The organism is Pseudonocardia oceanicola (genome assembly GCF_047200735.1).
Classification (GTDB): domain Bacteria; phylum Actinomycetota; class Actinomycetes; order Mycobacteriales; family Pseudonocardiaceae; genus Pseudonocardia.
Genome location: NZ_JBJZON010000006.1, coordinates 263,115 through 276,794, shown reverse-complemented (window position 1 = coordinate 276,794; position 13,680 = coordinate 263,115). Strand labels below are relative to the sequence as shown.

15 protein-coding genes and 1 pseudogene are annotated in these 13,680 nt (G+C 73.6%); 11 read left to right on the top strand and 5 right to left on the bottom strand.

Annotated elements, in window-relative coordinates; translation table 11 throughout:
• Window positions 1-131 precede the first annotated feature (131 nt).
• Window positions 132-535, bottom strand: a pseudogene (locus ACL02T_RS12405) (hypothetical protein); the annotation flags it as partial.
• 114 nt (window positions 536-649) lie between these two features.
• Between ACL02T_RS12405 and ACL02T_RS12400 the strand changes: the two are divergent.
• The 3 genes from ACL02T_RS12400 to ACL02T_RS12390 are packed head-to-tail and all read left to right on the top strand — an operon-like array spanning window position 650 to window position 2,847.
• Complete coding sequence (locus tag ACL02T_RS12400) at window positions 650-1,567, top strand: DUF2961 domain-containing protein (protein WP_412830803.1); 918 nt, start codon at window positions 650-652, stop codon at window positions 1,565-1,567.
• Between the two features lie 54 nt (window positions 1,568-1,621).
• A complete protein-coding gene (locus tag ACL02T_RS12395) occupies window positions 1,622-2,320 on the top strand; it encodes a LysE family translocator (RefSeq protein WP_412830802.1) in 699 nt (232 codons plus the stop codon).
• 14 nt (window positions 2,321-2,334) lie between these two features.
• Window positions 2,335-2,847: a hypothetical protein gene (locus ACL02T_RS12390; RefSeq protein WP_412830801.1), complete on the top strand. Its 513-nt coding sequence runs from the start codon at window positions 2,335-2,337 to the stop codon at window positions 2,845-2,847.
• Between the two features lie 119 nt (window positions 2,848-2,966).
• On the opposite strand, the gene ACL02T_RS12385 is transcribed toward ACL02T_RS12390, so the two are convergent.
• Entirely contained in the window at window positions 2,967-3,884 is a 918-nt protein-coding gene (locus tag ACL02T_RS12385; RefSeq protein WP_412830800.1) for a helix-turn-helix domain-containing protein, read from the bottom strand.
• 88 nt (window positions 3,885-3,972) lie between these two features.
• On the opposite strand from ACL02T_RS12385, the gene ACL02T_RS12380 reads away from it, so the two are divergent.
• From ACL02T_RS12380 to ACL02T_RS12365, 4 genes are all read left to right on the top strand, one after another.
• A complete protein-coding gene (locus ACL02T_RS12380) occupies window positions 3,973-4,680 on the top strand; it encodes a M50 family metallopeptidase (protein ID WP_412830799.1) in 708 nt (235 codons plus the stop codon).
• Between the two features lie 24 nt (window positions 4,681-4,704).
• Complete coding sequence (locus ACL02T_RS12375) at window positions 4,705-5,133, top strand: nitroreductase family deazaflavin-dependent oxidoreductase (RefSeq protein ID WP_412830798.1); 429 nt, start codon at window positions 4,705-4,707, stop codon at window positions 5,131-5,133.
• Window positions 5,134-5,215: 82 nt separating this feature from the next.
• Entirely contained in the window at window positions 5,216-5,650 is a 435-nt protein-coding gene (locus ACL02T_RS12370; RefSeq protein WP_412830797.1) for a GlcG/HbpS family heme-binding protein, read from the top strand.
• Window positions 5,647-6,618 carry an EamA family transporter gene (locus ACL02T_RS12365; RefSeq protein ID WP_412830796.1) on the top strand — a complete coding sequence of 324 codons (972 nt, stop codon included), beginning with the start codon at window positions 5,647-5,649 and terminating at the stop codon, window positions 6,616-6,618. The genes ACL02T_RS12370 and ACL02T_RS12365 overlap by 4 nt, the downstream gene beginning before the upstream one ends.
• A gap of 117 nt (window positions 6,619-6,735) precedes the next feature.
• On the opposite strand, the gene glnA is transcribed toward ACL02T_RS12365, so the two are convergent.
• Window positions 6,736-8,157: a type I glutamate--ammonia ligase gene (gene glnA / locus ACL02T_RS12360; protein WP_412830795.1), complete on the bottom strand. Its 1,422-nt coding sequence runs from the start codon at window positions 8,155-8,157 to the stop codon at window positions 6,736-6,738.
• 144 nt (window positions 8,158-8,301) lie between these two features.
• Between glnA and ACL02T_RS12355 the strand changes: the two genes are divergently transcribed.
• The gene (locus ACL02T_RS12355; protein WP_412830794.1) at window positions 8,302-8,760 is read left to right on the top strand and encodes an RDD family protein; all 459 of its coding nucleotides are present in this window, start codon (window positions 8,302-8,304) and stop codon (window positions 8,758-8,760) included.
• A 120-nt stretch (window positions 8,761-8,880) separates the two neighbouring features.
• On the opposite strand, the gene ACL02T_RS12350 is transcribed toward ACL02T_RS12355, so the two are convergent.
• Window positions 8,881-9,609: a DUF4191 domain-containing protein gene (locus ACL02T_RS12350; protein WP_412830793.1), complete on the bottom strand. Its 729-nt coding sequence runs from the start codon at window positions 9,607-9,609 to the stop codon at window positions 8,881-8,883.
• A gap of 72 nt (window positions 9,610-9,681) precedes the next feature.
• Complete coding sequence (lipA, locus tag ACL02T_RS12345) at window positions 9,682-10,686, bottom strand: lipoyl synthase (RefSeq protein WP_412830792.1); 1,005 nt, start codon at window positions 10,684-10,686, stop codon at window positions 9,682-9,684.
• A 79-nt stretch (window positions 10,687-10,765) separates the two neighbouring features.
• Between lipA and ACL02T_RS12340 the strand changes: the two genes are divergently transcribed.
• The 3 genes from ACL02T_RS12340 (at window position 10,766) to ACL02T_RS12330 (ending at window position 13,674) form a co-directional block, all read left to right on the top strand.
• Window positions 10,766-11,686, top strand: a complete 921-nt coding sequence (locus tag ACL02T_RS12340) for an LLM class F420-dependent oxidoreductase (RefSeq protein ID WP_412830791.1) — start codon at window positions 10,766-10,768, stop codon at window positions 11,684-11,686.
• A gap of 159 nt (window positions 11,687-11,845) precedes the next feature.
• Complete coding sequence (locus tag ACL02T_RS12335) at window positions 11,846-12,895, top strand: glycoside hydrolase family 18 protein (RefSeq protein WP_412830790.1); 1,050 nt, start codon at window positions 11,846-11,848, stop codon at window positions 12,893-12,895.
• Window positions 12,892-13,674: a hypothetical protein gene (locus ACL02T_RS12330; RefSeq protein ID WP_412830789.1), complete on the top strand. Its 783-nt coding sequence runs from the start codon at window positions 12,892-12,894 to the stop codon at window positions 13,672-13,674. The genes ACL02T_RS12335 and ACL02T_RS12330 overlap by 4 nt, the downstream gene beginning before the upstream one ends.
• Window positions 13,675-13,680: the final 6 nt, after the last annotated feature.

The window sequence follows — 13,680 nt, the reverse complement described above, 5'->3', positions numbered from 1 at the left end:
TGGGCTTCCGCGAGTCGCGCTGTGGGCTTCCGCGAGTCGCGCTGTGGGCTTCCGCGAGTCGCGCCCTGGACTCCCGCGAGTCGCGCTGTGGGCTTCCGCGAGTCGCGCTGTGGGCTTCCGCGAGTCGCGCTCAGGGCACGGGCGGCCACGAGGTCGGTACCGGTCGCGAGCAGCGGGTTCCAGGCCCCGGCCGCGGCGTCGGCGGGAAGGTCCTCGACGGCGTCGAGCAGGTGGGTGAGCCGTCCGAACAGCCGCCCGGCCTCGGCGAGCGGTTCCGCGTTGTCCGGCCGTCCGGCCGTCCGGCCGTCCGGCCGTCCGGCCGTCCGGCCGTCCGGCCCGGCGGTGCGGCGGCCCCGGCCGGGGACTGGGCGTCGAGCAGGACCGAGACCAGCAGGCCGTCGTCGTTCGTGGCGATCCGTGCGGCCTGGCCGTGCTCGTCGCGCAGCGCGTAGCAGAGCCCGCACAGGTGGCCGACCCACTCGGCGCGCAGGGCAGGGGAGAGGGTGTGCCGGCAGGGCCGGACCATGCCGAACACGCGCGGGATCGTAGCGGGGGGCCGAGCCGTCCGGTGCGCGTCGGCTTCCCCGCCCCCGCGGGTCCTCAGTAGCGTCGCGTCGGGAGGGCGGTCGCGCGGACGAGGGGATGAGCGATGGCGAACCCGCTGGCCACGCTGCGGCAGGGGAAGCTCCGGATCGACAAGCTCGAGAACGTCCGGGTACCGCCGAACACGGAGCGCACGGTCTTCGCCCGGACCGGTCCCGGGGTCGTCGTCTCTCTCTGGATGGCGCTCGGCGGGGGCAACGTGCCGGCCCTGGACGCCCGGCTGCGGGTCGCCTACGACGGCTCGCCGACGCCCGCGGTTGACATCGACATGGGCACGCTGCTGGCGACGCACTGGGGCGCCGGCAGCGCGAACACCAGCCACTCCTGCCCGCACCTGCACGTCGAGATCGACAGCGCGAGCTACCGGACGGCGTTCCTGTCGACCTACCCCCTGCCCTTCGGGAGCTCGATCACGATCTCCTACTTCAACATCGACGCGGGGCAGACCGCGAGCATCTACTCGATGGCGACCTACAGCCTGAGCTCGACCGACGAGGCCGACGGCCGGCGCCTGCGCTGCCAGGGCCCGCGCTACCTCGACCAGAAGGTCACCCGCACGGCCGCATCCACCACCATGCTCGCGCAGATCACGGGAGGCCCCGGGTCGATCGTCCACCACTCCTACGTCGGCGGGGTGGGGGCCACGAACCTGTCCTGGCTCGAGCGCAACTTCTCGGTCGCGGTCGACGGCGAGCCGACGCCGCAGATCGAGGCGACGGGGACCGAGGACTGGTTCGACAGCGGGTGGTACTTCCACGGCCGCCGGGACTACGGCACCAGCGTCCACAGCTACGTCGGCACGGACCGCCCGGCCGGCAACGTGAACGTGGTGGGCATGGCCACCGACCTGTGGTCGAAGTGGGGCGGGATCCCCTTCACCAGCTCCGCCGTGGTCAGGTCCCTGCCCGAGCCCGCGTGCACCACGGGCGACACCCTCTGCTGGTGCCTCCTCTACTACCAGTGACGGCCCCGCGAAACACGTGGCGGAGGCACGAACCACCGCCTTACCGTCACCGGCATGCCCTCGACCGGCGGGATCCTCGCCTTCCTCGCCGCGTCGCTGGTCCTGGTGGCGATCCCCGGCCCAAGCGTGCTCTTCATCGTGGGCCGTGCGCTCGCGCACGGCCGCCGCGCCGCGCTGACCAGCGTCGCGGGCAACACGACGGGCGTGGCCGTGCTGGTCGTGGTCGTCGCGCTGGGGCTCGGCGCCGTGGCCGCGGCGTCGGCCGCGGTGTTCACGATCGTCACGTTCGCAGGCGCGGCCTACCTCGTCTGGCTCGGCGTGCACACCATCCGCACCCGCGGCGACCTGGTGGCCGCGCTGGGCGCTCCCGGCGCCGTCGCCGACCGGCGGGTGTTCCTGCAGGGCGTGGTCGTCGGGTTGACCAACCCGAAGGCGCTGGTGTTCTTCGCGGCCGTGCTGCCGCAGTTCCTCGGTCCGCAGGCGGCGGACCCGGCCCTGCAGCTGCTGATCGTCGGCCTGCTCTTCTGCGTGACGGCGGCGCTGCTGGACTCGACCTGGGGGCTCGCCGCCGGCGCGGCGCGGGACTGGTTCGCGAGGAGCCCGGCCCGCCTGCGCCGGATGGGCGGTGCGGGCGGACTGGTGCTCGTCGGGAGGGGGTCGGGCTGGCCCTCAGCGGCCGTCCCGACTGATCACGGCACCTCGCTCCCTTCTCTGCGAGAGTGGAACCCTTCGCCTGTGTGCGGGTCGGGGTGACCCCGGAAGTGTGCATGCCTGTACGTCGGATCGGTCTGGTCGCCGCCCTGCTCCTGCTGGTCGCCGCCGGGTGCGCGGGCGCACCGGCGGAGACCGCCCAACTGCTCCGATCGCCCGCCGTGCCCACCGGCGGCATCGCCCCGACCACGAAGTTCACGCCGCTGTCGGCCACCACGGTGACCACCCCCGCGCCCGTCCTGGCAACGGACGGCAAGACCCACGTGACGTACGAGCTGCTGCTCACCAACGCCACGTCGGCCCCGTTCACCCTGGACACGGTCGACGTCCTGGCGGACCAGGGCGTCGTGCTCTCCCTGAGCGGACCGGAGCTGGCCGCCCAGGCGAACCTGCTCGCCGCGCAGACCGGAGACCAGGGCGTCGGCGACGCGACCGGGTCCACCGCGCCGATCCCCGGCGGCAGCACCGCCACCGCCGCGGGCTGGCCCCGATCAACGGGCAGCTGCTGGTCCCGCAGCGCTACGCCATCGACTGGTACCTGCTCGACGACCAGCACCGCGCCTGGGTGAACGCCCCCTCGCAGCTGGGACGACGTGCTGGCCGAGCAGCCCCACCCCGGAGCTGCCGTACACGGCGTCGACGGACACGAGCGAGCGGCGGGGTCAGATGCCGCTCGACCGCAACGTCGTCACCTTCTGCTGAGCAGGGCGGCGGCGAACCACTCGAAGGCCGGGACGCTCGGCGGCCGCCCCGGCCAGCCGTTGAGCCGGCCGAGCAGGGTCCAGTACCGCTCGACCCGCCGGTCGCTGAACGTGCGGACCGTCGCCGCCAGCCCGGCCCGGTCGGCGGTCTCGTCGACGCCGATCCGCTCCAGCACCGCGGCCGCCTCCGGCGAGGCGGGGTCGACGCCCTCCCGCAGCGCCGCCCCGGCGTGCTCCAGCACCGCGGCGGGGTCGTAGGGCGGCGGCGCGGCGGCCTCCGACCCCGCGACGGCCATCTCCCGCACCCGCGCCTTGAATGCGGGATCGGCGACGAGGTCGGCGAGCTCGACCCACGCCTCCACCTGCTCCGTCGTCGGCTCGTCCGGCAGTTCGGCCGGCATCGTGCGCATGGCGGAGGCGATGCCCGCGCCGGGCGCTTCGGGGTCGGTGCCGGCGAAGGCCTCCGCCACGAACTCGTCGATCATCCGCTGCCGCTCCTCGGCGGACAGCCTGGCCAGGTCGTTCATCAGTCTCAGCTCCCTCGGTGCGGGATCCGTGCCGTCGCGGGCGAGCAGCGTGCACACGGCACGCTGCACCCGCAGGGCACGGATCCGTTCGTCGATGGCCCGCACGTGCGCGGCGGCCACCTCGCCGACGCGACGGCGACGCAGCAGCACCTCCCGCACGTCGTCCAGCCCCATCCCGAGCTCCCGCAGGGTGCGGACGAGATCGAGCCGGGCCACGGCGGCCGCGTCGTAGCGCCGGTAGCCGGCGGGGCTCCGGTCGGTCTCGGGCAGCAGGCCCTCGTCCGACCAGAAGCGGATGGTGCGGACGGGCACCCCCGAGCGCCGGGCGAGCTGCCCGATCGTCAGCAGGGGGTCCGGCCGGTGGTGCGTCGCGGTCACGGGATCCACCTTCGGGGTTCCAGCGGCTGGAAGGTCAAGGTGGTCGGGCCCTCAGCCCGCACACAGCCGGCGCTGCCAGACTCGGCGCGTGCTGCCACCCGAGGTCCAGGGCGTGCTCGACGCGATCGTGGACGGCCTCACCGCGCGCCCCGCCGAGCTGGCCGCGGCGGCCGCCGCACTGCTCGTCGTGCTGTGGACGGTGTCCTGGCGGATGACCAGGACGGTCGTGACGATCGCGCACGAGGGCGGGCACGCGCTCGTCGCCGTGCTGGTCGGGCGCGGGCTCACCGGGATCCGGCTGCACTCGGACACGTCCGGCGTCACGCACTCGACGGGTGCGGGCCGCGGGCCGGGCGTGGTGCTGATGTTCCTCGCCGGGTACGTCTTCCCGCCGCTGCTCGGGCTGGGCGGCGCCGCGCTCGTCGCGGGCGGGTACACGAGCGCGCTGCTCTGGCTCGGGGTCGCGCTGCTGGTCGCGACGCTCGTCTACATCCGCAACCTGTACGGGGCCTTCGCCGTGCTGGTGACGGGCGGTGTGCTCGGGGCGGTCGCGACGTGGGCGCCGCCGGACTGGCGGGCCGGGTTCGCCGCCGCGCTGTGCTGGTTCCTGCTGTTCGGCGGCCTGCGAGCGGTGCGGGAGCTGCAGCGAAGCCGCCGCCGGCGCCGCACCACGACCTCCGACGCCGACCAGCTCGCCGCCATCACGGGCGTGCCGGGCGGAATGTGGGCGGGGGTGTTCGGCTTGATCGGGCTGGGGGCCACACTGGCCGCCGCAGTGATCGTCTTCATGCCCTGAGCATGATCGGCCGAGAGGAACCCAGTGCCCGAGGACTTCAACGTCCGCGTCATCCGTGAGTTCAAGGAGAACGACGGCAAGGTGGGCCCGCCCTTCGAGGGCGCCCCGATGATCCTGGTCCACCACGTCGGCGCGAAGTCCGGCGCGGTCCGCACCAGCCCGCTGGTGTACTTCGAGGACGGGGACCGCTACCTGATCGTCGCCTCCGCCGCCGGCGCCCCGTCCCATCCGGCGTGGTACCACAACCTCAAGGCCCACCCGCGGATCTCCGTGGACCTGGCCACGGAGGAGGGCGTGCGCGAGTTGACCGTCGAGGCGTCCGAGCTCGCCGGCGCCGAGCGGGACCGGAAGTGGGAGGAGATCAAGGCCGCTGCCCCGGGCTTCGGCGACTACGAGAAGAAGACCGAGGGCATCCGCACCATCCCGGTCCTCGCCCTCATCCCCGCCGCCTGACGATCGGCCCGCCGAGGCCGTACCGGGCCGGGACGCGATCCGGGTCGGCGACGGGACCCCGCGTCTGAGAGGCTCGGGTCTCGTGAGCATCTCGCTGGAGCAGGCCCGCACGATCGTCGACGCCGCCCTCGCGCACGGCACCGAGCAGGGCTTCAAGCCCCTGACCGTCGCCGTCCTCGACCCGGGTGGCGCGATCGTCGCCCTCGCCCGCCAGGACGGGTCCGGCTACCTGCGGCCGGACCTCGCCGTCGCCAAGGCCAACGGCGTCCTGGCGCTGGGCATGACGAACCGCGCCATCGCGGCGCGCGCCGCCGACTCGCCCGAGTTCTTCACCTCGGTCGCCACCCTCGCCGGCGGGAAGATCCTCTCCGTGCCGGGCGGGGTGTTCGTCCGGGACGGCGAGGGCGTTCTCCTCGGCGCGGTGGGGGTGACCGGCGACCTGTCGCTCAACGACGAGGCCGCCGCCGTCGCGGGGATCGAGGCCGCCGGCCTGGTCGCCGTCACCGGCGCGGAGTGACACCCGGGCACGACCCGCGGCCCACCGATCCCGCCGGTCGGGCGATCCAGGTCGGTCTCGCGTTCGCCGTCGTGTCGGCGGTGTCGTTCGGGCTCTCCGGTCCGTTCGCGAAGGCGCTGATCGACGCCGGCTGGTCCTCCGCCGGGGCGGCGTTCGTCCGCATCGGGGGGTCGGCCGTCGTGGTGCTGGTGCTGCTCGCGGCGACCCGACCCGGTGTGCTGGCCGCGCTGCGGGCCGACGCCCCCGCCCTGCTGCTCTACGGCCTGCTGGCGATGGCCGGCGTGCAGGTCGCGTTCTTCAACGCGGTCCGGTACCTCCCGGTCAGCATCGCCCTGCTGCTGGAGTACCTCGGCCCGGTGCTGGTCATCGGCTGGGCCTGGGTGGTCCGCCGGCAGCCGCCGAGCCGGCGCACGCTCGTCGGCGCCGCGGTCGCGATCGTCGGCCTGCTGCTGGTGGTGCAGGTCTGGTCGGGCACCGCCGTGCCGCCGGCCGGTCTCGCGTGGGGCCTGGCCGCGGCGGTCTGCCAGGCGAGCTACTTCCTGCTCGCCGACCGCGCGGGCGTCGCGACCCCGCCGCTGGTGCTGGCGGGTGTCGGGATGGCAGTGGGCACGGTCGTGGTCGCGACACTGGGCCTGACCGGGGTATTGCCGCTGGTGATGACCACACCGCCCGCGGGCCCGGTGCTCCTCGCCGGCGTCGATGTCGGCTGGGTCGTGGCGGCGGGCCTGCTCGTGCTGGTCTCGACGGTCGTCGCCTATCTGACCGGCGTCGTCGCGATCCGGCGGATCGGGGCCGCGCGGGGTTCGCTCGTGGCGTTGCTGGAGGTCGTCGCCACCGCGGTGGCGAGCTGGCTGCTGCTGGGCGAGGTCCCCGCGGCGATCCAGCTGGCGGGGGGAGTGCTGATCCTGGTCGGCGTCGCGCTGACCCGGTCCCGCCCCGCCGGTGTCGCGGAACCCCTGGCCCCCTGAGAACGCGGCGACGGCCCGCCACCCCGGCGGAACGGGGTGCACGGGCCGCCACCTGGGCCGACCATCCGACCGCCGCGGCCCGACCGCGTACCCGCAGGCCGGACCGCGCTCGCGCGATCAGACGTCGTAGTACAGCGCGAACTCGTACGGGTGCGGGCGCAGCCGCAGCGGGTCGATCTCGTTCTCCCGCTTGTACGAGATCCAGGTCTCGATCAGGTCCGGGGTGAACACGCCGCCCTCGAGGAGGTAGTCGTGGTCCTCCTCGAGCTTGTCGATGACCGCACCGAGCGACGCCGGGACCTGCGCGATGTCCTTGGCCTCCTCCGGCGGGAGCTCGTAGAGGTCCTTGTCGATCGGGGCCGGCGGCTCGATCTTGTTCTTGATGCCGTCGAGGCCCGCCATCAGCATCGCCGAGAAGGCGAGGTACGGGTTGCCGGACGAGTCCGGGCAGCGGAACTCGATGCGCTTGGCCTTGGGGCTGTCGCCGGACAGCGGGATCCGGATGCAGGCCGAGCGGTTGCGGGCCGAGTACACCAGGTTCACCGGCGCCTCGAAGCCCGGGACCAGGCGGTGGAAGGAGTTCACCGTCGGGTTGGTGAAGGCCAGCAGCGACGGCGCGTGGTGCAGCAGGCCGCCGATGTAGTAGCGGGCGGTGTCCGAGAGCCCGCCGTAGCCGGACTCGTCGTGGAACAGCGGCTGGCCGTCCTTCCACAACGACTGGTGGACGTGCATGCCGGACCCGTTGTCGCCGAACAGCGGCTTCGGCATGAAGGTCGCGGTCTTGCCCGCCTGCCACGCCACGTTCTTGACGATGTACTTGAACAGCATGATGTCGTCCGCCGCGTGGAGCAGCGTGTCGAACTTGTAGTTGATCTCGGCCTGGCCGGCGGTGCCGACCTCGTGGTGCTCGCGCTCCACGGTGAAACCTGAGTCGATCATCGTCGACACGATGTCGGCGCGCAGGTCGGCGTAGTGGTCCACCGGCGGGACGGGGAAGTACCCGCCCTTGTAGTTGACCTTGTAGCCGAGGTTGCCGCCGTCCTCCTCACGGCCGGTGTTCCACCAGCCCTCGGAGGAGTCGATGTGGTGGTAGGTCTCGTGCGGGTTCGAGCCGAAGCGGATCGAGTCGAAGATGTAGAACTCCGCCTCGGGCGCCATGTAGGCGGTGTCGGCGATGCCCGAGGCGGCCAGGTACTCCTCCGCCTTGCGCGCGATGTTGCGCGGGTCGCGGCTGTAGGGCTCACCCGTGATCGGGTCGTGCACGAAGAAGTTGATGTTGAGCGTGCGGTGCTTCCGGAACGGGTCGAGCCGCGCGGTCTTCGAGTCCGGCAGGAGGGCCATGTCCGACTCGTTGATCGCCTGGAAGCCGCGGACGGACGAACCGTCGAACGCGGCGCCGTTCTCCAGCAGGTCGCCGGCGGTGGAGGCGGGGACGGTGAGGTGCTGCATCACGCCGGGCAGGTCGCAGAACCTGATGTCGACGTACTCGACCTTCTCGTCCGAGATGTACTTGAGTACCTCTTCGGAGTTGTTGAACACGCGCGCTGGCTCCTTCAGTCGTCTCCGTGGATTCGGCCGCGACGGTATGGCGGCCGTGTTGCCCGTGCATCACTCGCGGGTTTCACAGACGTTAACGGGCCGGTATCGCGTCGTCTCTCACATGGGACAACTAGGGTAGGGGCCATGGCGGGGTTCCTCGACTCCTGGAGGGCGGATTCACCGTCCGCGCACGAGCAGGACCACCCGGGTGAGCGGTTCGGCCTGCCGGCCGAGGGCGTGGGCGCGGTCGCGGGGTTCGGCAGGCGGCTGGCCGGGGTCACGATCGACTGGCTGCTCGCGTACGTGCTCACCCTGGCGGTCCTGGGCCTCGACGCGCTCGGTGGCTCGTCGGTCGGATGGTGGGTGTGGGCGGTCTGGTTCGTCCTCACGCTGGTGCCCACCGCGTTCTTCGGCATGACGCCGGGGATGGTCGCGGTCGGCATCCGGGTCGCCCGGGTGGACATGGCCGCGATGGTCGGCTTCCGGGCGGTTCTGCGCACGCTGCTGCTCGGCCTGGTGATCCCGCCGGTCATCCGGGACGCGGACGGTCGAGGCTGGCACGACCGTGCCGCCCAGACGATCGTCGTCCGCACCCGCGCCTGAACCGGCTCTCGCTCACCGGTGCACGAGTGGGAGCGTCCGGCCGCTGGTCCGGCAGTGGTGCGCCCAGGGCGCCCGTCCGCTCACGACAGGTGAACGGGCGAGCGGTCCACCGAGGTCCGGTCAGCGGCGGCGGACGGTCCGCTGCACGCTGCGCATCTTCGCGCCCTGCGGCATCGGCCCCTTGGGCAGCGCGGCGGCGCGGTTGCCCAGCGCGGCGAGCCGGGCGTCGAGCGACTCCATCTCGGTGGCGCTGATGTTGCGCGGCAGCTTCATCAGGTGCCGCTGCAGACCCTTGAGGGGGACCTGACCCTCCTCGTCGCCCACGATCACGTCGTAGATCGGGGTCTGGCCGACGACGCGCGCGGTGCGCTTCTTCTCCTGCGCCAGCAGCGACTTCACCCGGTGTGGTGCGCCCTCGGCCACCAGGACCACGCCGGGCCGGCCGATGACCCGGTGCACGGCGTCGAGGTGCGTGGTCCCCGCGACGCCCTGGGTCACCCGCCACTGCCCACGCAGCTGGTCGAGCGCCCAGCCCGCCGCACCCGGCTGGCCCTCCGCCTGCGCGTAGACCGAGCGCTGCACCCGGCGGCCGAAGATGCTGACCGCGATCAGCGCGCCGATGACGATGCCGAAGGCCAGGAAGATCCACTCGAGGCCGAAGATCAGCCCGATCAGGAACGCGACGACGGCCGCGCCCACCACCGACCCGATCATCAGCGGCAGCAGGAGCTTGTCCTGTTTGCGCTGCATCTGGAACGCCTGCCAGATCTGCGCACGCCGCTGCTTGGACGCCGCGCGCTTCTCCGCCTTCAGGCGCTTCTGGGTCTCCTTGTCGGGCTTGCCGGCCATGCGGGCCAGGATACGTCGCCCGGGCGGTGTTCCGCCGCGAGGACCGGGGTCCCGTCCGCCGGGCCGATCAGCTCAACTGCGGGCGAGCAGCGAGCGGGCCTCCTGGGCCGCCGGGGCCTCGGCGGCGAGGTGCGCGAGCTCGGGGGAGAGCTCCTGGCCGCGGTGCGCGACGGTCTGCGCGTAGAGCCGCCCGGCCCGGTACGAGGAGCGCACCAGCGGGCCCGCCATCACGCCCGCGAAGCCGATCTCCTCGGCGGTCTCGGCGTGCTCGACGAACTCCTCGGGCCTGACCCAGCGCTCGACGGGGTGGTGGCGCGCGGACGGGCGCAGGTACTGGGTGATCGTGATGATCTCGCAGCCGGCCTCGTGCAGGTCGGTCAGCGCGGCGGTGACCTCGTCGGGGGTCTCGCCCATGCCGAGGATGAGGTTGGACTTGGTGACCAGCCCGTCCCCGCGTGCGGCGGTGAGCACGTCGAGCGAGCGCTCGTAGCGGAACGCCGGACGGATCCGCTTGAAGATCCGGGGCACGGTCTCGAGGTTGTGCGCGAGCACCTCGGGGCGGGACCCGAACACCTCGGCCAGCTGCTCGGGCCTGGCGTTGAAGTCCGGGATCAGCAGCTCGACGCCGGTGCCGGGGTTCAGCGCGTGGATCCGGCGGACGGTCTCGGCGTAGAGCCAGGCGCCGCCGTCGGGCAGGTCGTCGCGGGCCACGCCGGTGACGGTGGAGTAGCGCAGGCCCATCTGGCGCACCGACTCGGCGACCCGGCGGGGCTCGTCGCGGTCCAGCTCGGCGGGCTTGCCGGTGTCGATCTGGCAGAAGTCGCAGCGCCGGGTGCACTGCTCGCCGCCGATGAGGAAGGTGGCCTCGCGGTCCTCCCAGCACTCGTAGATGTTGGGGCAGCCGGCCTCCTCGCACACGGTGTGCAGGCCGCCGGCGCGGACCAGACCCTTGAGCTCGGTGTACTGCGGGCCGGTGCGGGCCTTGGTCCGGATCCACGAGGGCTTGCGCTCGATCGGGGTCTCGGCGTTGCGGACCTCGAGACGGAGCAGCTTGCGGCCTTCCGGAGCGATCGTCACGGCGACCAGCCTACGCCCGGGATCAGGCGTGACGCCCGTCTCCGGCGGCTCGGCGCGGCCCGGGCTAGCGTTGCCCGGCGTGGACCTCCGGATCTTCACCGAACCGCAGCAGGGCGCCGACTACGACGACCTCCTCAGGGTCGCGAGGACCGCGGAGGAGGCCGGTTTCGACGCCTTCTTCCGCTCCGACCACTACCTCGCGATGGGCGGCAGCGGCGAGCCCGGGCCGACGGACGCCTGGCTGACGCTCGCCGGGCTGGCCCGCGAGACGTCCCGGATCCGCCTCGGCACGCTCGTGTCGTCGGCCACCTTCCGGCTGCCCGGGCCGCTGGCGGTCTCGGTGGCGCAGGTGGACCGGATGTCCGGCGGACGGGTGGAGCTCGGCCTGGGTACGGGCTGGTTCGAGGCGGAGCACGCCGCCTACGGCATCCCGTTCCCGCCCCTGCGGGAGCGCTTCGACCGGCTCGCCGAGCAGCTGGAGATCGTCACCGGGCTGTGGGGCACGCTGCCGGGGGAGCGTTTCGGGTACTCCGGCGACCACTACACCGTCACCGACTCGCCCGCGCTGCCCAAGCCCGTCCAGCAGCCCGGCCCGCCGGTGATCGTCGGAGGCAAGGGCAGGCGGCGCACGCCGGCGCTGGCCGCGCGGTTCGCCTCGGAGTTCAACGTCCCCTTCTCGTCCATGGAGGAGGTCGCCGCGCAGTTCCGCCGGGTCGACGAGGCCTGCGCCGCCGCGGGCCGCGACCCGGAGGAGATCGTCCGCTCCATCGCCCAGGTGGTCTGCATGGGCCGGACGGAGGAGCAGGTGAGGGCCCGGGCCCTGGCCATCGGCCGGGACGTCGACGAGCTGCGGGCGACCGGCCTCGCCGGGACCCCGGACGAGTTCGCGGACCGCCTGGGGCAGTGGGCGGAGCGGACCGGCATCACCCGCGTCTACCTCCAGGTGCTGGACCTGGGCGACCTCGACCATCTGGAGCTCATCGCGGCGCACCTCCGCTAGGCCGACGCGCCGCCCGTCACTTCTTCACGAAAAGTCCGTAACAGGCGCGTTCCCTCGTCCGATTGCCAAATGCAAGGATCGGCCACGCTCCGTGAGATTTCGGAGCAGCGCAGTAGTCCGTTCGCATTACTGGATTACTCGGACGAGGGATACCTGCTCGTGCGTACGCACTCCGGGTCAGGGCGCCGTACGGCCCTGAGCCTCTTGCTCGCCCTCGTGGTGCCGCTCCTCGCGGCCTGCGGCGCGGGCCCGTCGACGGACGCGGAACCGGACACCGCTCGGGCCGACACCGCGGCCACCGCCGCGCCCCCGTCCGGCACCCGGCTGCGGCCCTACGTCGACGCCTCGCTCGCACCCTCTCCGCTCCCCGCCATGGCCGACGCCACCGGGGTCGCCGATGCCGTCCTGGGCTTCGTCCTCGCCGGGCCCACCGGCTGCACGCCGACCTGGGGCGGCATCGAGCCCGTCACCGCCCCGGCCGTCGTCGCGGCGGCCCGCGACCTCACCGGCCGCGGTGGCACGGTCGCCGTCGCCACCGGCGGCGCCTCGGGGACCTACCTCGAGAGCACCTGCCCCGACGCGGCCTCCCTCGCCCGCGCGTACGGCGAGGCGCTCGACGCGGTCGGCAGCACCGACCTCGTCGTCGACGTGGAGGAGGACGTCCCCGTCGCCACCGTCGTCGAGGCGCTGCGGACCGTGCAGGAGGAGCGCGGGGCCACGGTCACGCTGACCCTGAAGGTCGACGACGCGGACCGCGGGCTCACCGGCCCCGCCGTCGACCTCGTGCGCGCGAGCGACCGGGCCGGGGTCGACGCCCACGTCGACGCGATGGTCATGAACTTCCCGTACACCGGATCCTGGGCCGATGCGATGACCGACGCGACGGACACGGTCCTCGCCCAGCTCGGCGAGATCCGGCCGGGCGCCGACGAGGCGGCCGTCGCCGCCCGCGCGGGCGTCACCTTCATGCTCGGCCGCACCGACCTCGGCGCGACCACCACGCTCGACGACGCCACCGCTCTCGTCCGGGCGGCCCGCGACCGCGGCCTCGGGACCGTCGGCTTCTGGTCCGTCGGCCGCGACAACGGCGGTTGCCCCGACCGCCCCACCGCCTCCTTCGACTGCAGCGGAATTGCGCAGTCGCCCTTCGCCTTCACCCTCGCCGCCCGCGACGCGGCGGCCGCGTCCCCCGAGGAAGGTCCCCGATGATCGACGACGACACCCTCGCCTACCGGGAGGACCCCGATCGGGGCCCGGTGTTCGTCGACGGCACCGGCCGCCGGCAGCGCCGGATCCGCAAGGTCGTGTACGGGCTGGTCTCGATGTGCCTGGTGTTCCTGATCGTCGTCGGGACGAGCCTGGCGGCCGGGCAGCGCACCCCGATGCTGGACATCCCCGTGCTCGGCGACCTGCTGCCCGTGCCCGAGGCCGAGGCCTCGGACGACACCGAGGGCGAACTGCGCCCGGCGGCCCCGCCGTTCCGGGACGGCCTGATCGGCGAGGTCGTCACCGGCTCCGGCGTGACCGCCGCCACGGGCGCGACGACGGCCGGCGCCGCGGGCGTGATCGCCCCGCTGGCCGGGCTGCCCGCGGCTCCGCTCGCGCCGGCTGCGGCGGGTGCGGCTCCGGCGGCGCCCGCCCCGGCACCGGGTGACCCGGCAGCCCCCACCGGCCCGACGACCCCGGCGGGCCCGGTCCCGGCCGACCCGACGACCCCGGCCGACCCGACGACCCCGGCCGACCCGACGACCCCGCCGGACACGGAGGGCGAGCCGGACCCCACGACCCCGCCCACCACGAACCCGCCGGCCGACCCGACGCCGCCCCCCGCCACGAGCACCCCACCGGCGACCACCGCGACGACACCCCCGGCCATCCCGAGGACGACCACCCCGGTGCCGACCAACCCGGCCCCGACGACCACGACCACGACGGCGCCGGTCGTCGTCACGACGACCACCACGACCCCCGTCCCGCCCCCCGCGTAGAGCAGG